Consider the following 25,594-nt stretch of genomic DNA (forward strand, 5'->3'; position numbering starts at 1 on the left):
TGGGAGACCGCGATGCGCAGCAGGATCAGCCGAGGGGGAGTGACGCTGCTGGCGGCGCTGGTGCTGGCCGCGGGCTGCGGCAAGGAGGAGCGCAAGGCCGCGGCGCCACCGGTGACCGACGTGGGCGTGATCACCGTGACGCTGCGAGACGTGCCGCTGAACTTCGAGTTCGTGGGCGAGACGCAGAGTTCGCAGCAGGTGGAGATCCGGGCCCGCGTGAACGGCTTCCTGGAGCAGCGCACCTATACCGAGGGCTCGCTGGTCAAGGCCGGCGACGTGCTGTTCCGTATGGACCAGAAGCCATTCCAGGCCGCGCTGTCCGCCGCCAACGCGGAGCTGGCGCAACAGCAGGCGCGGCTGACCACGGCGCGCGCCAACCTGAACCGCGTGCGGCCGCTGGCCGCCAAGAACGCCTTGAGCCAGAAGGACCTGGACGACTCCGTGGGCCAGGAACAGGCCGCGGCGGCGGCGGTCGAGCAGGCCAAGGCCAACGTCGTCAACGCGAAGCTGAACCTCGGCTATACCACCATCACCTCGCCCGTGAACGGGCTGTCCAGCTTCGCCAAGAAGCAGGTGGGCTCCTATATCGATCCGACCAACAGCCTGCTGACCTACGTGGCCAAGCTGGACCCGATGTGGGTCAACTTCAGCCTCTCCGAGAACGAAGTGCTGCAAACGCGCTCCCAGCAGGCATCGGGCGCGCTGCGCATGCCCGAACGCGGCGCGCTGGAGGTGGAGGTGGTGATGGCCGACGGCAGCATCTACCCGAGCCGGGGCCGCATCGCGTTCGCGGACGCTTCGTTCAGTGCCGAGACCGGCACCTACCTCGTGCGGGCCGAGGTAGCCAACCGCGAGGGCGAGCTGCGCCCGGGCCAGTTCGTGCGGGTGAGGGTGATCGGCGCCCAGCGCACGCGCGCCATCACGGTGCCGCAGGAGGCGGTGATCCAGGGCCAGCGCGGCGAATCGGTCTGGACCGTGGACAAGGACAACAAGGCGCAGTCGCGCGCCATCGAGGTGGCCGAGTGGACCGAGGGCAACTGGGTGGTGCGCTCCGGCCTGCGTGAGGGCGACGTGGTGATCGTGGACGGCACGGTACGGCTCGCGCCCGGCGCGCCGGTGCGGCCCACGCCGGCCGCGGCGAAGCCGGCCTCGGCCTCGGCGCCGGCAGCCCAGCCCGGGCCCGGCGGGAAGGCCGCGCCATGACGCTGTCGCACTTCTTCATCGACCGGCCGATCTTTGCATCGGTGCTGTCCATCATCATTGTGGTGGGCGGGCTGGTGGCGATGTTCAACCTGCCGGTGGCGCAGTTCCCCGACATCACGCCGCCGAGCATCACGGTGACCACCACCTACCCCGGGGCGAGTTCGGAGGTGGTGGCGCAGAACGTGGCCGCGCCGATCGAGCAGCAGGTGAACGGCGCGGACAACATGCTCTATATGTCGTCCACCAGCTCGTCCACGGGCAACATGACGCTGACGGTGTACTTCGAGATCGGTACCGATCCGTCGCTGGCCCAGGTGGACGTGCAGAACCGCGTGAACCTGGCGCTGCCCACGCTGCCGGACGCGGTGACCAAGCAGGGGGTGTCGGTCCAGAAGCGGTCGTCGGCGTTCATGATGGTCATCGCGGTCTACTCGCCGGACAACAGTTATCCGCAGACCTTCGTCGACAACTACACCAACATCTACATCCTTGACGCGCTGAAGCGGATTCCCGGCGCCAACCAGGCGGCGATCTTCGGCACGCCGGACTACGCCATGCGCATCTGGCTACGGCCGGACCGCATGGCGCGGCTCGGCATTACCGTGGAGGACGTGAAGAGCGCGGTGGCGGCGCAGAACGAGCAGTTCTCGGCCGGGCGCATCGGCTCCTCGCCGACTGACGGGCCGGTCAAGCAGACCTTCCCGGTGGCCACCAAGGGCCGCATGACCGAGCCGGCCGAGTTCGAGAACATCATCCTGCGCGCCGCCTCCGGCGACGCGGCCATCGTGCGGCTCAAGGACATCGGCCGGGCCGAGCTTGGCTCGAAGGACTACTCGCTGCGCAGCCGCTTCAAGGGCAAGACCGCCACGCTGATGGCCGTCTACCAGCAGCCGGGCGCCAACGCGCTGGACGTGGCCCAGCAGGTACGCACCACGCTGGAGACCATGAAGAAGTCGTTCCCGCCGGGGCTGGAGTACGAGGTGGCGCTGGACACCACCGAGTTCGTGCGGGAGTCGATCAACGAGGTGGTGCACACGCTGCGTGACGCCGTGATCCTGGTGATCCTGGTGGTCTACCTGTTCCTGCAGAGTTTCCGCGCCACGCTGGTGCCGATCCTGGCCGTGCCGGTGTCGATCATCGGCACCTTCATGGCGATGTCGGCGTTCGGCTTCTCGGTGAACATGCTGACGCTGTTCGGGATGGTGCTGGCCATCGGCATTGTGGTGGATGACGCCATTGTGGTGATCGAGAACGTGGAGCGGAACATGGTGGAGTTCCACATGCCGCCCAAGATCGCCGCCAAGCACGCCATGGACGAGGTGGGCGGGCCGGTGGTGGCCATCGTGCTGGTGCTGCTGGCCGTGTTCATCCCGGTGGCCTTCCTCTCCGGTATCACCGGACAGCTGTACAAGCAGTTCGCCATCACGCTGGCGGTGTCGGTGTTCCTGTCGGGCATCGTGGCGCTGACGCTGTCACCGGCGCTGGCGGCCATCCTCCTCAAGCCCGGCACGCACAAGAAGAACCGCTTCTTCCAGTGGTTCAACCGCAGCTTCGACCGCATGGTGGAAGGCTACGGCAGCAGCATCCAGCTGGTGATCCGGCGCGTGTTCATCTCCGTGGCGCTGGTGCTGGCGCTGATCGTGGCGAGCGTGCTGCTGTTCATGCGCATTCCGTCGTCGTTCCTGCCCGTGGAGGACCAGGGCTACCTGTTCGGCGCGGTGGTGCTGCCGGACGCGGCGAGCCTGGACCGTACCGGCGACCTGTCCAAGCGGGCCGAGCAGTGGTTCGCGGCGCAGCCGGGCGTGAAGTCGGTGGCTACGCCGGACGGCTACAGCCTGATCGACTCCCAGAACAAGTCCAACGCCGGCACGCTGTTCATCACGCTGAAGAGCTTCCACGAACGCGGCAAGGGCGAGAGCGCCGAGGACCTGATCACCAAGGCCAACCGCGAGTTCTCCACCTGGCGCGAGGGGCTGGTGATTCCGGTCAATCCGCCGTCCATCCCCGGCCTGGGCACCACGGGCGGCTTCGAGTTCTGGCTGCAAAGCACCGGCGACGGCACCTACCAGCAGCTGGAGGCGCGCGCGCGGGCCTTCATCGCCAAGGCGCGCCAGCGGCCCGAGCTGCGCAGCGTGAGCACGACAATCAACACGCGCTCGCGCCAGCTGCTGGTGGACCTGGACCGCGAGCGCTCCGAGACGCAGGGCGTACCGGTGGATCAGGTCTACTCGGCCCTGCAGACCATGTTCGGCTCGCTCTACGTGAGCCAGTTCCCGAAGAACAGCCGGCTGTTCCAGGTCATCCTGCAGGCCGAGCCGCAGTTCCGCTCGCGCCCGGAAGACCTCGACAAGGTCTACGTGCGCAACACCCATGGCGACATGGTGCCGATCAAGGCCGTGACCACCTCGCGCTATGTGGCCGGGGCGGACCTTGTCACCCGCTTCAACAACTTCCCGGCCGCCAAGATCACCGGCGACGCCGCGCCGGGCTACAGCTCCGGGCAGGCCCTCGCGGCCATGGAGGAAGTGGCTGCCGAGGTGCTGGGCGAGGGCTACAGCTACGCGTGGAGCGGGCAGGCGTACGAGGAGAAGAAGGCCGGCTCGACGGCCGCCTTGGTGTTCGCCTTCGCGCTGCTGATGGTGTTCCTGATCCTGGCCGCGCAGTACGAAAAATGGTCGCTGCCGATCGGCGTGCTGCTGGCTGTGCCGTTCGCGCTGTTCGGCGCGCTGGTTGCCATCCTGATACGCGGCATGCAGAACGACGTCTACTTCCAGATCGGCCTGACGGTGCTGATCGCGCTGGCGGCCAAGAACGCCATCCTGATCTTCGAGTTCGCGGTGGAGATGCGCATCAAGGAGGGGCTGAGCGCCTACGACGCGGCGGTCAAGGCGTCCAAGCTGCGGCTGCGGCCGATCATCATGACCTCGCTGGCCTTCATCCTGGGCTGTATTCCGCTGGCCATCGCGAGCGGGGCCTCGGCGGCGAGCCGGCAGTCGCTGGGCACGGGCGTGATTGGCGGCATGCTCGGCGCCACGGTGATCGCCGTGTTCTTTATCCCGATGTTCTTCTGGGCGCTGGAGCGCCGCACCGCCGGCAAGGTGCCGGACCAGCCGGCGCCGGGCCATCCGCCGTCGGGCCATCCGCCGGAGCCGGGGCTGGAGCCGCCCGCCGATGCGCCGGCCGCACCGGTGCGCCGGGGAGACCCGCCATGAGCAGCGGCCTGCGCTGGCGGGCGCTGGCCGGCGTCTCGGTGGGCCCCCTGGTGGGTGCCCTGATGGCCGGCGGCTGCGCGGTGGGGCCGGACTACGAGCGGCCCGCCGTGGACGTGCCCGAGACCTACCGCTTCGCGGAGCCCCCGCCGGCTACGGTTACGGTTACGCCCGCCACGCCCGCGCCGCCAGCCATCGACCCGCAATGGTGGGGCCAGTTCGGCGACCCGGTGCTCGACGCGATGATCGCCCAGGCGCTGGAACGCAACCGCGACATCCTGATCGCCGCGGCCCGGGTGGACGAATACTACGGGCGCGTGATGTCCACGCGCGGCCTGATGTTCCCGCAGGTGGGCGTGGAGGCTGCCGCGAGCCGGCAGCGCCTGAGCAACAGCGGCGGCACGCTGTCGCCGGTGGGCAATCCGTTCAACCAGGTGCAGGCCGATGTGTTCGCCTCGTGGGAGATCGACCTGTTCGGCCGGCTGCGGCGCCTGACCGAGTCGGCGCGCGCGCAGTGGGCGGCGTCCGACGAGGCGCGCCGCGCCGTGGAGATCAGCGTGGTGGCGGCCGTGGCCTCTGGCTACGTCACGCTGCGCGACCTGGACAACCGCCGGCTGGTGGCCGGCGACACGCTGGACAGCCGGGCCGGGGCGCTGGAGCTGTTCCGGCAGCGCTTCGAGGGCGGGGTGGTGTCCGAGGTGGAGGTGGCGCAGGCGCAGTCCGAGTACGCATCGGCGCAGACCTCGGTGGCGCTCTACGACCAGCTGGTGTCGCAGCAGGAGAACCTGCTGTCCGTGCTGATTGGGGAGAACCCGCGCGCCATGCCGCGCGGCCTGCCGATTGGCGAGTTGCGCCCGCCGACGATTCCGTCCGGCCTGCCGTCCGACCTGCTGGAGCAGCGCCCGGACCTGTTGCAGGCCGAACAGCAACTGGTGGCCGCCAACGCCGAGATCGGCGCGGCACGGGCGGAGTACTTCCCGACCATCACGCTGACCGGGCTGTTCGGCGCAGCCAGCACGGCGCTCTCCGGGCTCTGGGTGGGCGCGGCGCAGACGTGGTCGTATGGCGCATCGGTGGCGATGCCGATTTTCAGCGCGGGGCGCATTGCCGGCGATGTCCGCCAGGCCGAGGCGCGCCAGCGGCAGGCGCTGCAAGGCTACCAGCAGGCCATCCAGACCGCGTTCCGTGAGGTGGCGGACGCGCTGGTGGGCGTGCAGCGCACGCGGGACCAGCTCGCGGCCAAGACCGCGCAGGTCGATGCGCTGGCGCGCTATGCCGCGCTCGCGCGCGACCGCTACGAGGGCGGCTATACCAGCTACCTGGAGGTGCTCGACTCGGAGCGCGCGCTGTTCTCGGCCCAGATCGACCAGTCGAGCCTGCGTGGCACCGAGTTCGGACAGATCGCGCAGCTTTACAAGGCGCTCGGCGCCGGCTGGCCGCTGCGTGCGGCCGGCAACCCGCAAGCCGGGCGCCGGGATCAGGTATCCACAACGGAGTGATGACATGAAAAAGCGAGTATTGGTGATGGTGGCGATGTTGGTCATGGCAGGCGCGGCCCAGGCCCAGCCGGATACCAAGGTGGATGTCACGCGGGGGCAGGGGACGGCCACGATGACGGGCACCGCCAAGGTGAATGCGACGATCACGAAGATCGACGCGCCCACGCGCACGGTGACGCTGAAGACCCAGACGGGCAAGGTCGTGGACCTGGCCGTGGGCCCCGAGGCGCGTAATTTCGACCAGCTCAAGGTGGGCGACAAGGTAGCGGTGGAATACCGCGAGGCGCTGACACTGAAGCTGGAGAAGGGCAGCGGGCCGCTGTCGATGGAAACCAAGCCCATCGAGGAGCGTTCGGCGGCGGGTGCCAAGCCGGGCGGCGTGATTGGCCAGGAGGTGACCGTGGTGGCCGATGTGGTGGCGGTCAGCCCGTCCAAGCACACCGTGACGGTGAAGGGGCCCAAGGGCAATGTCATGGACCTGATGGTGGAGGACCCCGCCCAACTGGCCGATGTGAAGAAGGGCGACCGCATCAAGGCCGTCTACACGCAGGCCGTGGCTGTGAACGTGCAGGCGGCGACGAAGTAGCCTTATCGCATCCATCGCCCCCCATCGCCATGTCGCGCCGCCTTGCTGTCAACGTCCGCGCCTGCGTCTGCCTCGCCATGTGTGCCGTGGCCTGGCCGGCCCAGGCGTATTTCGATCATTTCCTGAACAACACCATCGTCGGCCGCCTGAGCCGCCCGCAGACGGAGACGCTGGCCGCCATCTACCGCACGGCGCTGTCCGAGAAGGACGATGGCAGCACCACGCCGTTCCAGCTGGAAGCGGACAAGGATGCGAAGGCCGCCGAGGGCAGTATGACGCTGGTCAAGACCACCCAAAAGGGTGACCAGCGGTGCCGGCAGGTGAAGTCAGAGTTCCGGCAGGCGGGCAAGACCGAGAAGTGGACGGGCTGGTACTGCCGCAAGGGCGATGGCGACTGGCGGCGCACGCAGATGAAGGAGTAGCCGGGCCGCCCCTCACTTGGGTGATGCGCGCACCGCATGGTGGACCATGGTCCAATACCGACCCGCGCCCCGGTTGAATATCTTGTTCAAGAGGCAGCGTCCGCGTCTGGCGCGGACGCTTTGACCATCGTCACCCCCTTGCGAGGCATTGCACCATGAGCCGACACGATACGTCGAAGCTGGCGAGCCTTTCGCCCTTCGAACTCAAGGATGAACTGATCAAGCTGGCCGGGAGCGTGTCCAACCGGCTGATGCTCAACGCGGGGCGGGGCAACCCCAATTTCCTGGCCACCGTGCCGCGCCATGGCTTTCTGCAGCTAGGGCACTTTGCCATGATCGAGTCGGAGCGCGCGTTCTCGTACCTGCCGGTGGGCGTGGGCGGGTTTCCGCGCCGGGCCGGGATCGAGGAGCGCTTCGACCAGTTCACGCGCCAGCACCAGGGCGTGCCCGGCGTGAGCTTCCTGACCGGCGCGGTCTCGTATGTGCGCGACCAGCTCGGGCTGGACGGTGGCGACTTCCTCTATGAGATGTGCGAGGGCTTCATGGCCTGCAACTACCCGGTGCCGGACCGGATGCTGCGGCTCAGCGAAAAGATCGTCAAGCAGTACATCCGCCGCGAGATGATCGGCACGCATCCATTCGATGGGGACTTCGACCTCTATGCCGTGGAAGGCGGCACGGCGGCCATGACCTACCTGTTCAACTCGATGCGCGTGAACGGGCTGCTGAAAGCGGGCGACACCATCGCGCTGGGCATGCCGATCTTCACGCCGTATATCGAGATTCCCGAACTGAAGGAGTACAGCCTCCACGAGGTGAATATCAACGCCGACCCGGCGGCCGGCTGGCAATACCCGGACAAGGAACTCGACAAGCTGCGCGACCCCAAGGTCAAGGCGTTCTTCCTGGTGAATCCGAGCAACCCGCCCTCGGTGCGGGTGAGCGACGCCAGCCTGGAGTATCTGGCGGGCATCGTCAAGGAACGCCCCGACCTGATCATCCTGACCGACGACGTGTACGGCACCTTCGCCGACAACTTCGTCTCGCTGTTTGCCATGTGCCCGCACAACACCATCCTGGTGTACTCGTACTCGAAGTACTTCGGCGCCACGGGCTGGCGGCTGGGGGTCATCGCCACGCATAAATCGAACCTGTTCGATGCGCAGATCGCCGCGCTGCCCGATGCCGAAAAGAAGGCGCTGAACGAGCGCTATTCGTCCATCACCACCGAGCCGGCCAAGCTGCCGTTCATCGACCGCATCGTGGCGGACAGCCGCACCGTGGCGCTGAACCACACGGCAGGGCTTTCCACGCCGCAGCAGGTGCAGATGGTGCTGTTCTCGCTGTTCTCGCTCATGGATACGGCGGACACCTACAAGGACACCGTGAAGCGGCTGATCCGCAGCCGCAAGGCCGCGCTGTACCGCGGCATGGGGGCCAAGGCGGATCCGGTGGACGAGAACGTGGTGGATTACTACACGCTGCTCGATGTGGAGCGCGAGAGCCGCGAGGTGGGGCCAGAGTTCGTGAAATGGCTGCTGGCCTCGATCCAGCCGCACGAGCTGCTGTTCCGGCTGGCCGAGGAGGCCGGCGTGGTGCTGCTGCCAGGGGGGGGATTCGGTACCCAGCATCCGTCCGGGCGGGTCTCGCTGGCCAATCTCAACGAAGAGGACTACGTGAAGATTGGCCGCTCGGTGCGCAAGCTGCGCGACGAGTACCTGGAGAGATATCTCGCGCAGGGCGGCAAGACCAGCAAAGCGGATAAGGCAGGCAAGGCCGGCAAGGCGGGCAACGGCAAGTCAGGCAAGTAGCCGCCCGTCCTCCACAAGAACAATCTGAAGGAGGTGCCCCATGAACTGGTTCGTGACGACCCTGAAGGCCTATCCCGAGATCTCGATTTTCCTGGCGCTGGGTATCGGGTACTGGGTGGGGGGGAAGAGCTACAAGGGCTTCAGTCTCGGGGCGGTGACGTCGACGCTGCTGGTCGCGATCGTGATCGGCATCCTCGGCGTCAAGATCTCGCCGAACGTGAAGTCGGTCTTCTTCCTGATGTTCCTGTTCGCGGTGGGGTATGGCGTGGGGCCGCAGTTCGTGCGGGGCATCGCCAAGGACGGCGTGCCGCAGGCGATCTTTGCCGTGGTGCTGGCGGTGCTGTCGCTGGCGGCGTCGGTGGCGGCGGCGATGATCGCCGGCTACGACCTCGGCTCGGCCGCGGGGCTGTTCGCCGGCTCGCAGACCATTTCGGCGTCGATGGGGCTGGCGACGGACGCCATCAACCGGCTCGGCCGCTCGCCAGAGGAAACCAAGGTGCTGCTGGACGGCATGCCGATTGCCTACGCGGTGACGTATATCTTCGGCACGGTCGGCTCGGCCATCATCCTCGCGCAGATCGGGCCGAAGCTGCTGGGCATCGACCTGGTGGCCGCCTGCAAGGAGTATGAGCACCTGCTGGGCGCCAGCGAGGGCGAAGACGCCGGCATGCAGTGGCACAACTTCGAGCTGCGCGCCTACAAGCTGGCAGCTGACGCGCCATACATCGGCAGGACCGTGGGCGATGTGGAGTCCCACACGCAGGCGGGCTTCCGTGCGTTCATCGAGCGCATCCGGCGCGACGGCAAGATCATCGAGACAGACCCCTCCACGGTCCTGCAGGCGGGCGATGTGGTGGCGATTGGCGGCAAGCGCAACCAGCTGATCGAGTTCCTCGGCCCGCGCGGCGCGGAGGTGGAGGACCGCGAGCTGCTGGACACGCCCACCGAGGGCGTGGACATCTACATCACCAACAAGGCCGTGGATGACCGGACGCTGGAGGACCTGGCGCGCGACCCCAGCGCGCGCGGGGTGTTCTTGAGGAAGATCAAGCGTGGTCCGACCGAGACCGTGATTCCGGTGCTGCCGAAGACCAAGCTGTATCGCGGCGATGTGGTCACGCTGGTGGGCCGCACGCGCGACATCAACGCCACGGCCAAGACACTCGGCTATGTGGACCGGCCCACCACGGTGACCGACGTGGCCTTCATGTCGCTGGCGATCACCGCGGGTGCCCTGATCGGGGCCATCGTGCTGAACGTGTCCGGCATTCCGCTGACGCTGTCCACGGCCGGCGGCGCGCTGATCGCGGGCATCATCTTCGGCTGGTATCGCGCCATCCACCCGACCTTCGGCCGCATTCCGGAGCCGACGGTCTGGTTCATGAACTCGGTGGGCCTGAACGTGTTCATCGCGGTGGTGGGCATCTCCGCCGGCCCCGGCTTCGTCGCCGGCCTCCAGAAGCTCGGCATCAGCCTGTTCCTGTGGGGCATCTTCGCCACGGCGGTGCCGCTGTTCATCGGCATGTTCATCGCCAAGTACGTGTTCCACTTCCACCCGGCGCTGCTGCTGGGCGTCTGCGCCGGCGCGCGCACCACCACGGCGGCGCTCGGCATGATCTGCGAATCGGCCAAGAGCCAGGTGCCGGGGCTCGGCTATACGGTGACCTACGCGGTCGGCAACACGCTGCTGACGATCTGGGGGATGGTGGTGATCATGATTCTGGCGTGAGGGGTGGCGTGGCGGCCGCTCAGACCGTGTTGAGCGGAATCTTCAGGTACCGAATGCCGTTCGCTTCGGCGGGCGGCAGCTCCCCCGCGCGGATATTGACTTGCACCGCCGGCAGTATCAGTGTCGGCATGGCCAGCGTCGCATCGCGCGCCTGGCGCATGGCAACGAACTGTTCCTCGCTCACGCCATCGTGCACGTGGATGTTGCCTTCACGTTGGGCTCGGACAGTTGTTTCCCACGCGGGCCCACGGGATTCGGGTGGATAGTCGTGGCACATGAAGAGGCGGGTATCCGCGGGCAGGTTCAGCAGCGTGCTGATGGAACGGTATAGCGCATGGGCATTCCCACCGGGAAAGTCGCAACGGGCCGTGCCAACGTCAGGCATGAACAGCGTGTCGCCGACGAAGACTGCATCCCCAATCTGGTATGCCATGTCAGCGGGTGTATGGCCGGGCACATGGAGCGCCTTGCCCTTCAGGCCGCCAATGACGAATTCCTCGTTCTCATCGAACAGGTGGTCGAACTGTGAACCGTCGAGCTGAAACTCGGGCTCCAGGTTGAACAGCTTCTTGAAGACGCCCTGCACACTGCGGATGTGTTGGCCAATGGCAATCTTGCCACCCACCTGACTCCGGAGATACGGCGCGGCTGACAAGTGGTCAGCGTGCGCATGCGTTTCCATAATCCACTCGACCTGCAGCGCATGCTCCCGCACGAAGGCGACGACCTTGTCGGCACTTGCCGTCGAGGTCCGCCCCGCTTTGGGGTCATAGTCCAGGACAGAGTCGATGATGGCGCACTCGGGGCGCCCCGCCTGATAGACCACGTAGGTCACGGTCCAGGTCGCGGGGTCGAAGAATGGCTGAATGGTGGGTTGCATGCGGGCCTCCTTGGGTGCAACACATTCTATTCACAAACATTATATTATTCAATATAATGTAAGTATCGAAATTGAAGGCTCATCCATGAGCGAGACCCATCCCGCTATCGACCTGGGCGCCATGCAGGCTGCTGCAGTGCAGGCCTGCGCGCTGCTCAAGCTGCTTGCAAACCAAGACCGGCTGCTGCTGATGTGCCAGCTCTCTCAGGGCGAGCGATGCGTAAGTGACCTGGAAACACAATTGGGCATACGGCAGCCTACGCTCTCCCAGCAGTTGGGCGTGCTGCGCGAGAACGGTCTGGTGACAACGCGCCGCGAAGGGAAGAGCATCTTCTATTCCATTGCCAGCCAGGAGGCGCTTGCCGTGATGGCTGTGCTGTATGAGCAATTTTGCGCCAACACAAAGTAGAGGCGATATGTTGATTGACCTAGCTAACTTCACCCCCGGTTTGTCGCTGGCCGGAGGGCTCATCATTGGCGCAGCCGCTGCCGTGCTCGTCCTGTTCAACGGCCGGATTGCAGGCATCAGCGGCATCCTTGGGGGCCTGCTCAGCTTGCCGCGCCATGACATGACTTGGCGCGTGGCCTTCCTCGTCGGGTTGGTCAGCGCCCCTGTCCTGGGCAGCCTCCTCGGTCACCCGGCAACGCCCGATATTCAGGCGAGCTGGGGCGAGATTCTGGTCGCCGGCTTCCTGGTCGGCCTCGGTACCCGCTACGCCAGCGGCTGCACAAGCGGTCACGGCGTCTGCGGCATCTCGCGCGGGTCCGTCCGCTCGCTGGTCGCGACCATGGCATTCATGACTGCGGGATTCCTGACCGTCCTCGTACAACGGCACATGATCGGAGGTTGACATGATGGCATTCGCTGCATTGTTGGCCGGCCTGCTTTTCGGCGTCGGCTTGATGGTTTCCGGCATGGCCAACCCGGCAAAAGTGCTGGGCTTTCTTGATCTGGCGGGACGCTGGGATCCATCGCTGGCCTTTGTCATGCTTGGGGCGATAGGCATTGGCTCGCTCGCATTCTTCATTGCCAGACGTCGCAAACGCTCGTTACTGGGACTGCCCATCCAACTCCCGGCCAGCACCGAGGTAACGCCGAGGCTCGTTCTGGGCAGCATCGCGTTCGGCATTGGCTGGGGCCTGGCCGGCTTCTGCCCGGGCCCGGCGCTGGTTGCCATGGGTGCGGGTTATCCGAAGGCCGTGGGCTTCGTTGCCGCCATGGTGGCGGGCATGGTCGTCTTCGAGCTGATTGAGCGGATGAAATCGGGCATGCAACGCGCTTAAGCCGCGCCGCGCAGGCTTGGCGGACAGTAGACCGGATTGACGCAACAGGACACGGCGAATGCTAAGAAAAAACATGCCTGCCTTTCAACCCCAGTTGGCGTGGCTTTACCTGCAAGGCCTGGCGTTTGCCATCGTGTTTGGCGCCGTTGGGGCATGCGCTGCCCACGCGTTCCGCTGGGCGCTGGAGCGGGCCAGTGCGAGTCTATTCAGGAGCGAGGACGATGTCTCGGTCGTGCTTGCGCATTTGGGCTGGCATTGGAAACTCGCCGTTCCGATTGCCGGCGGGGTGCTCGCGGGCGTCATCCTGCTCGCAGCGTTGCGCTACGAGAAGCGTAGCGGTACCAGCGGTGATTACCTGGAAGTCATCGACGGGCGCATGTCATCCATTCCGACGGCACCTTCGCTATTGCGCTGCCTGTCGTCCTTTTTCTCCATCCTGTCTGGCGGCTCAGTGGGCAAGGAAGGGGCGATGGTGCAGCTATCGGCCACCATCGGGTCCATCTGTTCGCGCTGGATCGGCGGCCTGCACGGCGATCGCTTCCAGTTGGCCATTGCGACTGCTGCGACGGGCGGGCTGGCGGCGGTCTATCACACGCCGCTCGCCGCGGCGATCTTTATTGCCGAGATTGCCTTCGGCGGCATTGAATTTCGACGCCTGGCGCTACTCTTCGCCGCGGCGGTCGCGGCAACCTGGCTGACCATGCTGCTGGGGCAATTCAGCCAGCCATACCTCTTGCCGGTGCATGAGTTCAAGCTCGATACCGCTGCGCTGCTTGTCGTCATGTTCGTAGGGGTTTCCTGCGGCCTGACTGGCTCCCTGCTGCTCACGGCGATTCGATTCGCGAAGATTGGCTTCGCCAAAGTGCCGGGTGGCCTTGTGATGCGGATGGCATTGGGCGGGCTGCTCGTCGGCGGTCTTATCGTGATCGCCCCGGAAGTCGCGGGGAATGGCTTCGCGCCGATTTCCCAACTGTTGCGCGATGAACCCGTGTCGGCCGCATTGTTCGCGTTGCTGGTGCTGAAGATACTGGCGACCGCGGCAACTGTCGGATCAGGCGCCGTCGGCGGGTTGTTCACACCATCGCTGCTGATTGGCGCGCTGACAGGAATGGGGTGCGTATCGTTGGTCAACGATGTGCTGCCCATTGCGCAGAACCCCATTCTGTTCGGCGTGGTGGGTATGGCGGCCGCACTCGCGGCGACCACCCAGGCCCCGCTTATGTCGACGCTCATGGTCTTTGAGATGACGCGCGAACCGCTGCTGATTTTTCCGATCATGCTCGCTACCGTCGTTGGCTACGGCACAACCAGCATCCTTGGGCAGACAGGAACCTATGCCGTAGTAGGGCGACACCGCGAGCGGTTTGCCAGTCGCAGTCGCTTGATGGAGATCTCGGTCGACAAGGTCATGCGGCCACTGGCGCGCTTTGTCCTCGAGAGTGCGTCCGTGGAGGAAGCGAGAAATCAAGGGCTCGCGGAGAAGAATCGGTTCGTATTCGTCCTGGATCAACATCATGCCTTTGTCGGCGCCGTCTGGATGCACGATCTGATGGCCGTCAGAAATACGGGCACGGCGGAGACCTCGATAGCGGCGCTAGTTTCCCGTGACTTCCCGACGGTGTGCGCACATGAGCGGCTTCGGGACGTTTGGGAAACGGTGGTGGCATCCCCTGCGGAGCGGATTCCAGTTCTCGCCGACCCGACGACAAGGCGGGTGGTAGGCGTTTTACACAAGAGCGTCGTGCTCGAGCACGCACGAGAGTTGCTGGGCTGAAGCGCATCCGCGTCTTTCCAGGGCGCCACGTTCCAACGCATGCGCCAGGGCAGGATGCCCTGGCATGAAGTCACGGCTGGTTCGCCGGCAGCGACGATTTTGCGGCGGTTACGCAACCCTGCGGGTGTGGTTGCCCGGGACGCATCCCGCTTGGCTGGCGGGGCCGCCTGTTACAGACCGGCCGGGAAACAAAAAACCCCGCAATCCTATGATTGGCGGGGTTTGGCGGACCTTGTGGAAAGGTCGGGGTCTTGCTGGTGCCCGGGGTCGGACTCGAACCGACACGCCTTGCGGCGGGGGATTTTGAGTCCCCTGCGTCTACCTGTTTCACCACCCGGGCATTTGGGCGGCGATACCCGGACGGGCATCGCACGGCGATGAACCGCGGATTATGCCGGAAATCCCCCCGCCGAACAACCGCCCCGGGCTTGCGGTAGCATAGCGCGCAGCGCCGCCCGCTTCAGCCCCCGTCCTCGTCGCGGCGTCTCCATCGGAGCACCGTGACATGTCAGACCAGCCGTCCCTGGCCAGCCTTGCCGAGTTGCCATCCCAAGATCCCGCGTTCTACGCGCACGCCTACAACAACCGCGCCCGCGTGCCGGACAACGCCACGCACATGGCCCGCTGGGCCGCCGATTCGGCGCTGGTGCGTGCCGCCGCGGCGTCTTACCTCGAGAACCTGCCCTATGGCGATCCGGCGTCGCCCCATGCCGACGACGAGCGCCTCGACTACTTCCCCGCCACGGGGGTGCCCGCCGGCACCCGTCCGCCGCTGCTGGTGTTCGTCCACGGCGGCTACTTCCGGGCGCTCGACAAGCGCGACCATAGCTTCGTAGCCGGCGTGCTGCCCCGGCGCGGCGTGTCGGTGGCGATCATCAACTACTCGCTGTGCCCGGCGGTCACCGTGGAAACCATCGTGCGGCAGGTGGTGCAGAGCGTGGCGTGGCTGTACCGGCAGGGCGATGCCCTCGGCCATGACCGCGACCGCATCTTCGCGGCCGGGCACTCGGTGGGCGGCCATCTGGTGGCGATGCTGATGACGGCGCTGTGGCCGCAGGTGGGTGTGGACCTGCCGGTGGGCCTGATCCGGGGCGGGCTGTCGATCAGCGGCCTCTACGATCTCGAACCGCTGCGCCGCGCCGACTTCCTCCAGGTAGACCTGCGTCTGACCGAGTCAGATGTGGTGCGCCTCTCGCCGGCCTTCCTGCCGCCGGCCACGCGCGCGCCGCTGCTGACGGCGGTGGGCGAGATCGAATCGAGCGAATATCACCGCCAGAACGCGCTGATCCGCGCCGCCTGGCCGGACAACGTGCGTGAGGACATCCCGCTGCCGGGCCGCCATCATTTCAACGTGATGGACGACCTGGCGCGCGACGGCAGCCCGATGCTGCGCGCGCTGCTGGCGATGATTGGCGGGGTGTAGGCGGGAGGGTTTTAGGACGCGTCCGAGTTCGGCGCCTGCTCGAGCAGGCGCAGCAGCGACGAGGTGTCGTCGCGTCCCCAGCCGTTCGCCATCATCTGGTCGAGCTGGGCCGAGGTGACGCGCATCGCGGGCAGGTCCAGCCCGATCTGGTCGGCGATGTCCTGCGCCAGCCCGAAATCCTTGGCGTGGAGCCGCGACTCGATGCCGGCGGCGAAGTCGCGCGCGACCATCTTGGGCCCCATCAGGTCGAGCATGCGGCTGCCGGCAAAGCCCGTGGAGAGCGCCTGGAACACCTTGCCGGTGTCCACGTTCTGCGCGGCGGCAAAGCGCATGGCCTCGGCGATACCCTCGATATTGACCACCTGGGCGATCTGGTTGCACAGCTTGGCGACCTGGCCCGCGCCGTGATCCCCGATATGCGTGATCGACTTGCCGAGCAGGTTCAGCAGCGGCCGCACGGCCTCCAGGTGCTCCGCCTTGCCGCCGACCATGATGGTCAGCGTGGCCGCCTGTGCGCCGGTCGTGCCGCCCGACACCGGGCAGTCGAGCGCGTGGATGCCGCGTGCCGCCAGCGCCTGGGCAATCTCGCGCGTGACGATCGGCGAGATCGTGCTGTGATCGACGCAGATGGTGCCGGGCGCGGCGCCCTCGATCACGCCATCCTTGCCGAGCAGCACTGCGCGCACGTCTTCCGACGAGGTGACGTTGGTGAACACCACGGCCGCCCCGCGTGCGGCGTCGGCGGGCGTGAAGCACGGCTCCGCGCCGAGCTGGCGGGCCGCCTCGGCGGCCTCCGGGCGGCGCACGAAGGCCCGTACCGTGTGGCCGCCGGCAATCAGGTGGCCGACCATCGGCGCGCCCATCGCGCCGAGGCCAATAAATGCAAGGGTGGTCATCTGCGGTTCCTTATCCCCATCGTAAAAAAGCCATGTGCCGCCGGCTTGGGCGACACATGGCGAGGATAGCCGAGGACGCCGCCAGGCGCCACGCAGGCACCTGTGCGGGCCGGGCTCAGAACGGCAGCGGCTGGATGGCGCGCAGGATCAGCAGGGGGCTGTTGCGGCCTTCCTTGCTGCTGAAGGCGAACGCATTGCCGGGGCGCACGGCCTTCACGCAGAACGAGATCGTCTTCTGGCCAGCCGAGAGCGCGTTCGCCACCGCCGCGCTGACGTCGATTTGCCGATATTGCTGCACATGGTTGAGGTAAAGCCGTGCCACGAACCGGCCGCCACACGCTGGGGCGTTGGCCATGGTCAGGGTGTCTTCGTTCCACGCCGTGTCGGTCACGAACACCTGCAGGATATCGGCCGCCGTGCCGGTGACGTTGCCGCCATGGAGCATGATCCGGTACTCGGGCCTGAAGCGGGCGGGCAGGGCCTGCGCGCCTTCAGGGATCTGGAACTTCATGTAGAAGCTCAGCGGCGGCGTGGCGCCTTGCGCCGCCTGCGTGGCCAGTTTCACGTCGCGGCCGAACTTCGTGTGGACGTCATCGCCGCCGCTGACCATCGCGTCAGCCTCAGGCGCGTTGTAGTCGTACGGAATCTCCCGCGCGCAGGCGCGCTCCTTGTTCAGGCACTCTTCGGTCAGATAACGCATGGCCTTGGGCTGCCAGCCATTGAAGAAGTCGGCATGCCCGGAATAGAGGGGACCCCAGTTCTCCTGGGACACCTTGCCATGGGCGTTCAGGCTCGGATCCTTCGAGAGCTGCGCATGCGTGAGATCGCGCACCTGGCCCAGCGCATAGGCGAGGTTGATGCTCAGGTGCGGCACGCGCACCGGATAGCCGACCGGGCAGGCGCCGCTGCGGTCGGCATAGGCCATGTTGTTGTAGCCGCCGTGGTGGGAGCGCAGCGTCGGATTCAGGTTGATGCCGTCCCAGCAAGTGGGGAAGCTGATGCCGATGTTGAGTTGCGTGCCCTTCACCGGATCGGGTACGCAGTCGGTCGGAATGGTGTTGGTGTAGCCCCGGCGGCTGCCGGTACACAGGAACGAGATGCGCGGGTTGGGCTGCGTGCCGGCGTGGTTGCCGGCCAGCATCTGCAGGCCGGGGGGCATGGGGCTGACCGGATAGCGGTTGGAACTCGGCACCGCCACGTTCGAGTAGTAGGTCTTCTTGTAGATGGGCGGCACGATCGTGCCGTCCGCCAGCTTCAGCGAGGGGGCCCAGTACGAGCTGGTGTCCGCGGCGTTCTCGCAGGTGGTGCCGGGCTGCGCCAGCAGGTCGGCGCCCGTAGTGTAGGCGTTTGCCGCCGTGTTGCCGAAGAAGTCATGCCGCATTGCCGTGCCTGGGCGCTGCGGGTGGACGATGGGGTCGTCCGCCAGCGTGTGCGAGTACAGGCAGAGCGCATTGGCACGGCCATCGCGCAGGGTGCCCTGCGCCATTGCGGAGAAGCTGGCGGCCAGACCGCCCACCAGCACAAGGGTTTTGAAACAGGAAGCGTTCATCGGTCGTCGTCTTTGCGAAAGGGGCCGCCTGACAGGAACAGGCGCAGTTGATTCTAGCGACGATAAACGCAATAAATTATCTCAATATCCCTCGTATTGTTGCGGTTTTGAGATTCAACGATTCTGCGATGCTGCGAGTCGCCACAGCGACGTCACTTCGGCCTTGCGAGCCTGGTGCAGCGGGTCATCCGGATCACTCGCCTTGGGATGGCGCGGGCGGATATCGGAGCGGCCCAGCACCTTCAGCCCCGCGTCTTCGATCCAGCCCAGCAGTTCCTCGCGCGTGCGCAGGCCCAGGTGCTCGGCGAAATCGGAGAGCAGCAGCCAGCCCTGGCCGGCCGGCTCCAGATGGTCGGCCAGGCCGGCGAGGAAGCCGCGCAGCATGCGGCTTTCCGGGTCGAACACGGCATGCTCGACCGGCGAACTCGGTCGCGCGGGCACCCATGGCGGGTTGCAGACCACCAGCGGGGCGCGGCCAGCCGGGAAGAGGTCGGCCTCGACCACTTCCACCTGATTTGTCAGACCCAGCCGCCCGAGGTTGTCGCGGGCGCATGCCAGCGCGCGCGGGTCCTGGTCCGTGGCCACCACGCGGCGCACGCCGCGCTGGGCCAGCAGCGCCGCCAGCACGCCGGTGCCCGTGCCGATGTCGAAGGCGAGCTTGTCCGAAGGCAGCGCTTCCTTGGCGACGAGGTCGAGGTATTCGCCGCGCACCGGCGAGAAGACGCCGTACCACGGGTGAATCCGTTCGCCCAGGGCCGGGATCTCGACGCCCTTCTTGCGCCACTCGTAGGCGCCGATCAAGCCGAGCAGTTCGCGCATCGACGCCACATAGGGCGCCGTGGCCGGGCCGTAAACCTGCGTGCAGGCCTCGGTCACCTCGGGCGCGCGGCGCAGCGGCACCACGTGGCCGGCGTCGAATGGCAGCAGCAGCATGCCCAGCGTGCGCGCGCGCTGCGACTGCGCCAGCCGGTGCTTGTGGAATGCCTCGGTCATATTGGCCGGCGGCTTGGGCGCGCGCTTGGGCTTGCGGTCCGTGCGGCGGGCCATGGCCTGGAGCAGCTGGCGCGCGTTCTGGAAGTCGCCGCGCCAGAGCAGGGCCACGCCTTCGCTGGCCAGCCGGAACGCCGTGTCGGCGGGCGTCTGGTCATCGGCGATCACCACGCGCTTCGGCGGCGGCAGGCCAGCCTCGGAGCGCCACAGCGCGCTGCGCTCGGCGCCGTCTTCGGTCCAGTGGATGGTCGGGAGGGAGGAGGAGTCAGACATATTTATATAGAGGGAGGCGTGCGCCACATCGGCAGGCAATCTTAAATGTGCCGATTACAGCTCATAGGCCTCGTGATCGCCCGACATCGCCTGTTCCACGAGCTTGCGGTTCAGGGTGGGCGAGAACAATTCGATGAAGGTATAGACGAAGCTGCGCAGATACGCGCCCTGTTTGACGGCCAGGTGGGTCACATTGGTGCCAAACAGATGGCCGACCGGGATGCCGCGCAGGTTGCGGTCGCGCTCGGCGTCGAACGCCACGCCGGCCACGATGCCGATGCCCAGGCCGATCTCGACATAGGTCTTGATCACGTCGGCGTCGATGGCCTCGAGGATGATGTCCGGCTGCAGCTGGCGCAAGGCGAACGCCTTGTCGATCTTGGGGCGGCCCGCGAAGTTCGGATCGTAAGTGATCAATGGATAACTTGCGAGATCCTCGAGCGCGATGTGCTTCTTTTCCAGCAGCGGATGGTCGGGCGGCGTGATGACCGTGTGCGACCACTGGTAGCCCGGCAGGGAGACCAGGCCCTTGTCGCCCGAGATGCCCTCGGTGGCGATGCCGATGTCGGCCTGATCGTGCAGGATCATGTCCGCGATCTGCGCGGGGTTGCCCTGCTGGATCGACAGCCGCACCTTGGGGTAGCGCTTGGTGAACTCGCCAATCACGCGCGGCAGCGCGTAGCGCGCCTGGGTGTGCGTGGTGGCGATGGTGAAGTTGCCCTGGTCCTGCGCCGCGTAGTCCTTGCCCACGCGCTTCAGGCTCTCCACCTCCTGAAGGATCTTCTCCACCGAGGTCAGGATGCGGCGCCCCGGCTCGGTCAGGCTGCGGATGCGCTTGCCGTGCCGCGTAAAGATATCGACGCCCAGCTCTTCCTCCAGCTCGATGATGGCCTTGGAGACGCCAGGTTGTGACGTATAAAGCGCTTTAGCGGCCTCGGTCAGGTTGTAGTTCTGACGGACGGCCTCGCGCACGAAGCGGAACTGGTGCAGGTTCATATAACTCGGTGCGTATAAACAAACAACTTCTTATTAGTTTGAGATATGAGGCCAGTTTATTACGATTTTCGAACTTTGTTAAATAACGGCCTGTCCGTATTGCGTCCGCGCCCAGCCTGACCCCCGGCGAAGCGTGAAAGTGATGGGAAAGGCATTGTCGAGACCCCCCGAATGTCCCTTGCGTACACCGCTTCCGGTCTGATGGTAGGTATCCTGGTCGGCCTGACCGGGGTAGGCGGGGGCTCGCTCATGACCCCGCTGCTGACCCTGCTGTTCGGCTTCTCGCCGGCCACGGCGGTGGGTACCGACCTCGCGTTTGCCTCCATCACCAAGGGCTTCGGCACCATCGCGCACCGCGCCCATGGCCACGTGCAGTGGCAGGTGGTGCGCCGTCTCTGCATCGGCAGCCTGCCTGCCGCGCTGGTCGCCATCCTCGTGCTCAAGAGCGCCGGGGAGCTGGACGCGCGCTGGCTGCATGGCATTCGGCTGATGATCGGCGTGTCGGTGCTGCTGACCGTATTGTCGCTGCTGTTCCGCAAGCAGATGCTGGCCTGGCTCGAACGCAACCCGCGCTTCCAGCTGGAAGGCCGCCGCCAGATGGTGGCCACCGTGGTGGTGGGCGCCGTGATCGGCGTGCTGGTCACGGTGTCGTCGATCGGCGCCGGCGCGGTTGGCGCCACGCTGATCCTGCTGCTGTACCCCCATATGAAGCCGGCCGAGGTGGCCGGCACCGATATCGCCTACGCCGTGCCCCTCACGGCGGTGGCTGGGCTGGGCCACGTGTGGCTCGGCACCGTCGACTGGAATTTGCTGCTGGCGCTGCTGGTGGGCTCGATCCCCGGCATCTGGCTGGGCGCGCAACTGTCCCGGGCGCTGCCCGAGCGGCTCGTGCGCGCCGCCCTGGCTACCACGCTCACGCTGGTCGCCATCAAGCTCGTTTCCTAAGCATTCAACGAATACTGAACGGACCCACACCATGTATCAGTACGATCAATACGACCAGCGCATCGTCCAGGAGCGCGTTGCCCAGTTCCGTGACCAGGTGCGCCGCCGCCTTGCCGACGAACTGACCGAAGAGGAATTCCTGCCGCTGCGGCTGCAGAATGGCCTGTACATGCAGCGCCATGCCTACATGCTGCGCGTGGCCATTCCGTACGGCCTGCTGTCGTCGAAGCAGATGCGCATGCTGGCGCACATCGCGCGCGAGTACGACCGCGGCTACGGCCACTTCTCCACGCGCCAGAACATCCAGTACAACTGGATGGACCTCGAGCGCGTGCCGGACGTGCTGGCCGACCTTGCCAGCGTGGAGATGCACGGCATCCAGACTTCGGGCAACTGCGTGCGCAACATCACCACCGACCACTTCGCCGGCGTGACGCCGGACGAGACCGTGGACCCGCGCGTGCTGGCCGAACTGCTGCGCCAGTGGAGCACCTTCCAGCCCGAATTCGCCTTCCTGCCGCGCAAGTTCAAGATTGCGATCTCGGCCTCCGCCAACGACCGCGCCGTGGTGCAGATGCACGACATCGGCATCTACGCCTACCGGAACGCCGCTGGCGAGACGCGCCTGCGCATCCTGGCCGGTGGCGGCCTGGGCCGCACGCCGATCCTGGGCACGATCATCAAGGACGACCTGCCGTGGCAGCACCTGCTGACCTACGTGGAGTCGGCAATTCGCGTGTACAACCGCTACGGCCGCCGCGACAACAAGTACAAGGCACGCATCAAGATCCTCGTGAAGGCCATCGGCGCCGAGAAGTTCGCCGCCGAGGTCGAGGAAGAGTGGCAGCACAGCAAGGACGGCCCGGGCACCATCACGCAGGACGAATTCGACCGTGTGGCGCAGTACTTCGCCCCGCCGGCCTACGAGAAGCTGGCCGACACCGACGCCGGCTATGAGAAGCACCTGCTCGAGGACAAGGCGTTCGCGCGCTGGGTCAGCCGCAGCGTGCACGCCCACAAGGTGCCGGGCTACGCCGCCGTGACGCTCTCCACCAAGCCGGGTCCGGTCTCGCCCCCGGGCGATGCCACGGACAAGCAGATGGAAGCCGTGGCAGACCTGGCCGACCGCTACGGGTTTGGCGAGCTGCGCGTGGCGCACGAGCAGAACCTGGTGCTGCCGGACGTGAAGAAGCACGACCTGTTCGCCCTCTGGCAGGAAGCGAAGCAGGCCGGCCTGGCGACGGCCAATATCGGCCTGCTGACCGACATCATCGCCTGCCCGGGCGGCGATTTCTGCTCGCTGGCGAATGCCAAGTCGATCCCGATCGCGCTGGGTATCCAGGAGCGCTTCGACAACCTCGACTTCGTGCACGACCTGGGCGAGATCTCGCTGAACATCTCCGGCTGCATTAACGCGTGCGGCCACCACCACGTGGGCAACATCGGCGTGCTGGGCGTGGACAAGGACGGTTCCGAGTGGTACCAGGTGACGCTCGGCGGCGCCCAGGGCAACAACACCGCGCTGGGCAAGGTCATCGGCCCGTCGTTCAGCGCCGAGGAAATGCCCGAAGTGGTGAGCCGCATCATCGAGACCTTTGTCGCGCACCGCGTGGAGGACGAGCGCTTCATCGACACGTTCGCCCGTATCGGCATCGCCCCGTTCAAGGAACGTGTGTACGCCGACAAGCAGCGTGAAGAGCGCGCCGAAGCCTGACGACCCCGGAGAGACTGAACATGGCAAAGATCATTCAACTGCAACGCGACGCCGCCGACCTCCGCCCCGTGATCGTCGAGGACAACTGGACCGTGCTGCGCGCCACCGAGACCGAGCCGCTGGACGAGGCCCGCGTGGCCGCCGCCGCGCAGGGCACGGGCGCCGTGCTGTTCCCGCTGTCGGTGTGGAAGGCGCACGAAGCGCTGCTGGCCGGCCGCGACAAGGCCATCACCGGCGTGTGGCTGGCGCCCGAAGACGAGCCGGGCGATGCCGAGGCGTTTTTCGGCCGCGTGTCGCTGGTGGCCGTGGATTTCCCGGTGTTCCGCGATGGCCGCGGTTTCTCGTCGGCCTACCTGCTGCGCACCCGCTACCACTGGGACGGCCAGCTCCGCGCCATCGGCGATGTGCTGCGCGACCAGCTCAACTTCATGAAGCGCTGCGGTTTCGACGCCTTCGCGGTGCGCGCCGACAAGAACATCGACGACGCCATCAAGGGCTTTACCGAGTTCACGGTGGCCTACCAGGCCTCGGTGGACGAGCCGCTGCCGCTGTTCCGCCGCAACCGCGCGGAAGTGACCGCCCGGGGCGCTGCATGAGCACGGTGATCTCCGACATCCCAGTGGTGGAGATGGGTGCGCCGGTGTCCGGCCTGCGCCCGCCCGCGCTGTGGACCCAGCCGGTCTACACGGGCACCGTGGAGGCGCTGGAAGCCAAGGAACGCGCGCTGGCCGAGCGGCTGGCCGGTATCGCGGGCCGCTTCTTCCGCGCCCGCTTTGCCACCAGCCTGGCCGCCGAGGACATGGTCCTGACCGATGCCATCCTGCGCGGCGGCGACGCCGTGCGCGCCGGCATCCGCGTGTTCACGCTGAACACCGGCCGCCTGCACGCCGAGACGCTGGCCGTGCTGGACCAGGTGCATGCGCACTACGGCTACGCCATCGAGCAGTTCACGCCGGATCAGGACGCGGTGGAGAACTACCTGAAGAACCACGGCCTGAACGCGTTCTACGACAGCGTGGACCTGCGCAAGAGCTGCTGCGGCATCCGCAAGGTGGAGCCGCTGAACCGCGCGCTGTCCCACGCCGATGCGTGGATGACCGGCCAGCGCCGCGAGCAGGCCGTCACGCGCGCCGAGCTGCCCTTCGAGGAGCTGGACGAAGCGCGCGGCATCCCGAAATTCAATCCGCTGGCCGACTGGACCGAGGCCGAGGTCTGGGCCTACCTGGTGCGCCACAACGTGCCGGTGAACGCGCTGCATGCCAAGGGCTACCCCAGCATCGGCTGCGAGCCGTGTACACGCGCCGTGAAGGCTGGCGAAGACGTCCGCGCAGGACGTTGGTGGTGGGAGAGCAAGGACTCGAAAGAGTGCGGGCTCCACGAGCAGAACATCAAGCATTGAAGTATTGAATCGAGGCCGAGAACGACATGGGCATCATGAACGACATCGCAGAAGCAGGGGTTGAACACCTGCTCCAGGTCCAGAACGACCACCTCGACCGGCTGGAAGCCGAGTCGATCTACATCATCCGTGAAGTGGTGGCCGAGTGCCGCAACCCGGCGCTGCTGTTCTCCGGCGGCAAGGACTCGATCGTCATGCTGCACCTGGCGCTGAAGGCTTTCCGCCTGGGCGACCGCAAGGTGGAACTGCCGTTCCCGCTGGTGCACATCGACACCGGCCACAACTATCCGGAAGTGATCGCCTTCCGCGACCAGCGCGTGGCGGAATTGGGCGCGCGCCTGGTGGTGGGCCACGTCGAGGATTCGATCAAGCGCGGCACGGTGCGCCTGCGCAAGGAAACCGACTCGCGCAACGCGGCGCAGGCCGTGACGCTGCTGGAAACCATCGAGGCCCACAAGTACGACGCCCTGATGGGCGGCGCCCGCCGCGACGAAGAGAAGGCCCGCGCCAAGGAACGGATTTTCTCGTTCCGCGACGAGTTCGGCCAGTGGGACCCCAAGGCCCAGCGCCCCGAGCTGTGGAGCCTGTACAACGCCCGCATGGCGGCAGGCGAGCAGATGCGCGTGTTCCCGATCTCGAACTGGACCGAGCTGGACGTGTGGCAATACATCGCCCGGGAAAACCTGGCCCTGCCGCCGATCTACTACGCGCACCAGCGCGAAGTGGTGCGCAAGAACGGCCTGCTGGTGCCGGTGACGCCGATCACGCCCAAGCAGGATGGCGATGTGAGCGAGGTGCTGTCGGTACGCTTCCGGACCGTGGGCGACATCTCCTGCACCTGCCCGGTGGCCAGCACGGCCGCCAACCCGGTGGACATCATCGCCGAGACCGCGGTGACCGAGATCACCGAGCGCGGCGCCACCCGGATGGACGACCAGACCAGCGAGGCGTCGATGGAGCGCCGCAAGAAGGAAGGCTACTTCTAAGCCGCAGCCAAGGACCAGAGGGACCA

The 25,594-nt window shown here is 66.4% G+C and carries 22 protein-coding genes and 1 tRNA gene; 17 read left to right on the plus strand and 6 right to left on the minus strand.

Going from position 1 to position 25,594, the window contains the following annotated elements; all coding sequences use genetic code 11:
- The first annotated feature begins 12 nt into the window (after window positions 1-12).
- From SB751_RS05495 to aspT, 7 genes are all read left to right on the plus strand, one after another.
- Window positions 13-1,203, plus strand: a complete 1,191-nt coding sequence (locus SB751_RS05495) for an efflux RND transporter periplasmic adaptor subunit (RefSeq protein WP_144197877.1) — start codon at window positions 13-15, stop codon at window positions 1,201-1,203.
- Window positions 1,200-4,415: an efflux RND transporter permease subunit gene (locus SB751_RS05500; RefSeq protein ID WP_144197878.1), complete on the plus strand. Its 3,216-nt coding sequence runs from the start codon at window positions 1,200-1,202 to the stop codon at window positions 4,413-4,415. The genes SB751_RS05495 and SB751_RS05500 overlap by 4 nt, the downstream gene beginning before the upstream one ends.
- A complete protein-coding gene (locus tag SB751_RS05505) occupies window positions 4,412-5,911 on the plus strand; it encodes an efflux transporter outer membrane subunit (protein ID WP_410747843.1) in 1,500 nt (499 codons plus the stop codon). The genes SB751_RS05500 and SB751_RS05505 overlap by 4 nt, the downstream gene beginning before the upstream one ends.
- Window positions 5,912-5,915: 4 nt before the next feature.
- A complete protein-coding gene (locus SB751_RS05510; protein WP_144197880.1) occupies window positions 5,916-6,497 on the plus strand; it encodes a DUF1344 domain-containing protein in 582 nt (193 codons plus the stop codon).
- A 29-nt stretch (window positions 6,498-6,526) separates the two neighbouring features.
- A complete protein-coding gene (locus tag SB751_RS05515) occupies window positions 6,527-6,919 on the plus strand; it encodes a hypothetical protein (RefSeq protein WP_144197881.1) in 393 nt (130 codons plus the stop codon).
- Window positions 6,920-7,074: 155 nt separating this feature from the next.
- A complete protein-coding gene (locus tag SB751_RS05520) occupies window positions 7,075-8,730 on the plus strand; it encodes a bifunctional aspartate transaminase/aspartate 4-decarboxylase (protein WP_144197882.1) in 1,656 nt (551 codons plus the stop codon).
- Window positions 8,731-8,770: 40 nt separating this feature from the next.
- The gene (aspT, locus tag SB751_RS05525; RefSeq protein WP_144197883.1) at window positions 8,771-10,459 is read left to right on the plus strand and encodes an aspartate-alanine antiporter; all 1,689 of its coding nucleotides are present in this window, start codon (window positions 8,771-8,773) and stop codon (window positions 10,457-10,459) included.
- Between the two features lie 19 nt (window positions 10,460-10,478).
- Here the strand turns inward: aspT and SB751_RS05530 are convergent, their stop codons facing one another.
- On the minus strand, window positions 10,479-11,339 hold the full coding sequence (locus tag SB751_RS05530; RefSeq protein WP_211943655.1) for an MBL fold metallo-hydrolase: 861 nt from the start codon (window positions 11,337-11,339) through the stop codon (window positions 10,479-10,481).
- Window positions 11,340-11,424: 85 nt separating this feature from the next.
- Between SB751_RS05530 and SB751_RS05535 the strand changes: the two genes are divergently transcribed.
- The 4 genes from SB751_RS05535 to SB751_RS05550 all read left to right on the plus strand — a co-directional run bounded on the left by SB751_RS05535 (window position 11,425) and on the right by SB751_RS05550 (window position 14,397).
- Window positions 11,425-11,748, plus strand: a complete 324-nt coding sequence (locus tag SB751_RS05535; protein WP_144197885.1) for an ArsR/SmtB family transcription factor — start codon at window positions 11,425-11,427, stop codon at window positions 11,746-11,748.
- 7 nt (window positions 11,749-11,755) lie between these two features.
- Window positions 11,756-12,190 carry a YeeE/YedE family protein gene (locus SB751_RS05540; RefSeq protein ID WP_144197886.1) on the plus strand — a complete coding sequence of 145 codons (435 nt, stop codon included), beginning with the start codon at window positions 11,756-11,758 and terminating at the stop codon, window positions 12,188-12,190.
- Window position 12,191: 1 nt separating this feature from the next.
- Entirely contained in the window at window positions 12,192-12,623 is a 432-nt protein-coding gene (locus SB751_RS05545) for a YeeE/YedE family protein (protein ID WP_144197887.1), read from the plus strand.
- A gap of 73 nt (window positions 12,624-12,696) precedes the next feature.
- On the plus strand, window positions 12,697-14,397 hold the full coding sequence (locus SB751_RS05550; protein ID WP_186296834.1) for a chloride channel protein: 1,701 nt from the start codon (window positions 12,697-12,699) through the stop codon (window positions 14,395-14,397).
- A gap of 255 nt (window positions 14,398-14,652) precedes the next feature.
- Here SB751_RS05550 and SB751_RS05555 read toward each other — a convergent pair.
- Window positions 14,653-14,737, minus strand: a tRNA-Leu gene (locus tag SB751_RS05555).
- Window positions 14,738-14,902: 165 nt separating this feature from the next.
- On the opposite strand from SB751_RS05555, the gene SB751_RS05560 reads away from it, so the two are divergent.
- Window positions 14,903-15,820, plus strand: a complete 918-nt coding sequence (locus SB751_RS05560) for an alpha/beta hydrolase (RefSeq protein ID WP_211943657.1) — start codon at window positions 14,903-14,905, stop codon at window positions 15,818-15,820.
- Between the two features lie 11 nt (window positions 15,821-15,831).
- On the opposite strand, the gene SB751_RS05565 is transcribed toward SB751_RS05560, so the two are convergent.
- The 4 genes from SB751_RS05565 to SB751_RS05580 form a co-directional block, all read right to left on the minus strand.
- Window positions 15,832-16,716, minus strand: coding sequence for an NAD(P)-dependent oxidoreductase (locus tag SB751_RS05565; RefSeq protein WP_211943658.1), 885 nt, complete (start codon window positions 16,714-16,716; stop codon window positions 15,832-15,834).
- Window positions 16,717-16,831: 115 nt separating this feature from the next.
- Entirely contained in the window at window positions 16,832-18,265 is a 1,434-nt protein-coding gene (locus SB751_RS05570; protein ID WP_144197891.1) for a DUF1996 domain-containing protein, read from the minus strand.
- Between the two features lie 114 nt (window positions 18,266-18,379).
- A complete protein-coding gene (locus SB751_RS05575; RefSeq protein ID WP_144197892.1) occupies window positions 18,380-19,528 on the minus strand; it encodes a methyltransferase in 1,149 nt (382 codons plus the stop codon).
- Between the two features lie 54 nt (window positions 19,529-19,582).
- Window positions 19,583-20,524, minus strand: a complete 942-nt coding sequence (locus SB751_RS05580; protein WP_144197893.1) for a CysB family HTH-type transcriptional regulator — start codon at window positions 20,522-20,524, stop codon at window positions 19,583-19,585.
- A gap of 171 nt (window positions 20,525-20,695) precedes the next feature.
- Here SB751_RS05580 and SB751_RS05585 point away from each other — a divergent pair, with 171 nt between their 5' ends.
- From SB751_RS05585 to cysD, 5 genes are read left to right on the plus strand one after another with little or no spacing between them, the layout of a single operon-like run.
- Window positions 20,696-21,469: a sulfite exporter TauE/SafE family protein gene (locus tag SB751_RS05585; RefSeq protein WP_144197894.1), complete on the plus strand. Its 774-nt coding sequence runs from the start codon at window positions 20,696-20,698 to the stop codon at window positions 21,467-21,469.
- Between the two features lie 31 nt (window positions 21,470-21,500).
- Entirely contained in the window at window positions 21,501-23,183 is a 1,683-nt protein-coding gene (locus SB751_RS05590; protein WP_144197895.1) for a nitrite/sulfite reductase, read from the plus strand.
- Window positions 23,184-23,203: 20 nt separating this feature from the next.
- The gene (locus SB751_RS05595; protein ID WP_144197896.1) at window positions 23,204-23,779 is read left to right on the plus strand and encodes a DUF934 domain-containing protein; all 576 of its coding nucleotides are present in this window, start codon (window positions 23,204-23,206) and stop codon (window positions 23,777-23,779) included.
- Window positions 23,776-24,582 (plus strand): phosphoadenylyl-sulfate reductase, encoded by an 807-nt coding sequence (locus tag SB751_RS05600; protein WP_144197897.1) that lies wholly within the window; start codon window positions 23,776-23,778, stop codon window positions 24,580-24,582. Before SB751_RS05595 ends, SB751_RS05600 begins: the two co-directional genes overlap by 4 nt.
- 26 nt (window positions 24,583-24,608) lie before the next feature.
- Window positions 24,609-25,568: a sulfate adenylyltransferase subunit CysD gene (gene cysD / locus SB751_RS05605; RefSeq protein WP_144197898.1), complete on the plus strand. Its 960-nt coding sequence runs from the start codon at window positions 24,609-24,611 to the stop codon at window positions 25,566-25,568.
- Window positions 25,569-25,594 lie beyond the last annotated feature (26 nt).

The sequence above is a fragment of the Cupriavidus sp. SIMBA_020 genome (assembly GCF_046535395.1).
GTDB lineage: Bacteria > Pseudomonadota > Gammaproteobacteria > Burkholderiales > Burkholderiaceae > Cupriavidus > Cupriavidus campinensis.

What these genes read in the sequence shown, in the direction of transcription:
- SB751_RS05585 (WP_144197894.1), top strand. Translation starts at nt 20,696, where the DNA reads ATGTCCCTTGCGTACACCGCTTCCGGTCTGATGGTAGGTATCCTGGTC.
- SB751_RS05545 (WP_144197887.1), top strand. Translation starts at nt 12,192, where the DNA reads ATGATGGCATTCGCTGCATTGTTGGCCGGCCTGCTTTTCGGCGTCGGC.
- SB751_RS05575 (WP_144197892.1), bottom strand. Translation starts at nt 19,528, where the DNA reads ATGTCTGACTCCTCCTCCCTCCCGACCATCCACTGGACCGAAGACGGC.
- SB751_RS05495 (WP_144197877.1), top strand. Translation starts at nt 13, where the DNA reads ATGCGCAGCAGGATCAGCCGAGGGGGAGTGACGCTGCTGGCGGCGCTG.
- SB751_RS05540 (WP_144197886.1), top strand. Translation starts at nt 11,756, where the DNA reads ATGTTGATTGACCTAGCTAACTTCACCCCCGGTTTGTCGCTGGCCGGA.
- SB751_RS05595 (WP_144197896.1), top strand. Translation starts at nt 23,204, where the DNA reads ATGGCAAAGATCATTCAACTGCAACGCGACGCCGCCGACCTCCGCCCC.
- SB751_RS05580 (WP_144197893.1), bottom strand. Translation starts at nt 20,524, where the DNA reads ATGAACCTGCACCAGTTCCGCTTCGTGCGCGAGGCCGTCCGTCAGAAC.
- SB751_RS05590 (WP_144197895.1), top strand. Translation starts at nt 21,501, where the DNA reads ATGTATCAGTACGATCAATACGACCAGCGCATCGTCCAGGAGCGCGTT.
- SB751_RS05550 (WP_186296834.1), top strand. Translation starts at nt 12,697, where the DNA reads ATGCCTGCCTTTCAACCCCAGTTGGCGTGGCTTTACCTGCAAGGCCTG.
- SB751_RS05520 (WP_144197882.1), top strand. Translation starts at nt 7,075, where the DNA reads ATGAGCCGACACGATACGTCGAAGCTGGCGAGCCTTTCGCCCTTCGAA.
- SB751_RS05565 (WP_211943658.1), bottom strand. Translation starts at nt 16,716, where the DNA reads ATGACCACCCTTGCATTTATTGGCCTCGGCGCGATGGGCGCGCCGATG.
- SB751_RS05535 (WP_144197885.1), top strand. Translation starts at nt 11,425, where the DNA reads ATGAGCGAGACCCATCCCGCTATCGACCTGGGCGCCATGCAGGCTGCT.
- SB751_RS05570 (WP_144197891.1), bottom strand. Translation starts at nt 18,265, where the DNA reads ATGAACGCTTCCTGTTTCAAAACCCTTGTGCTGGTGGGCGGTCTGGCC.
- aspT (WP_144197883.1), top strand. Translation starts at nt 8,771, where the DNA reads ATGAACTGGTTCGTGACGACCCTGAAGGCCTATCCCGAGATCTCGATT.
- SB751_RS05505 (WP_410747843.1), top strand. Translation starts at nt 4,412, where the DNA reads ATGAGCAGCGGCCTGCGCTGGCGGGCGCTGGCCGGCGTCTCGGTGGGC.
- SB751_RS05600 (WP_144197897.1), top strand. Translation starts at nt 23,776, where the DNA reads ATGAGCACGGTGATCTCCGACATCCCAGTGGTGGAGATGGGTGCGCCG.
- SB751_RS05515 (WP_144197881.1), top strand. Translation starts at nt 6,527, where the DNA reads ATGTCGCGCCGCCTTGCTGTCAACGTCCGCGCCTGCGTCTGCCTCGCC.
- cysD (WP_144197898.1), top strand. Translation starts at nt 24,609, where the DNA reads ATGGGCATCATGAACGACATCGCAGAAGCAGGGGTTGAACACCTGCTC.
- SB751_RS05560 (WP_211943657.1), top strand. Translation starts at nt 14,903, where the DNA reads ATGTCAGACCAGCCGTCCCTGGCCAGCCTTGCCGAGTTGCCATCCCAA.
- SB751_RS05530 (WP_211943655.1), bottom strand. Translation starts at nt 11,339, where the DNA reads ATGCAACCCACCATTCAGCCATTCTTCGACCCCGCGACCTGGACCGTG.
- SB751_RS05500 (WP_144197878.1), top strand. Translation starts at nt 1,200, where the DNA reads ATGACGCTGTCGCACTTCTTCATCGACCGGCCGATCTTTGCATCGGTG.
- SB751_RS05510 (WP_144197880.1), top strand. Translation starts at nt 5,916, where the DNA reads ATGAAAAAGCGAGTATTGGTGATGGTGGCGATGTTGGTCATGGCAGGC.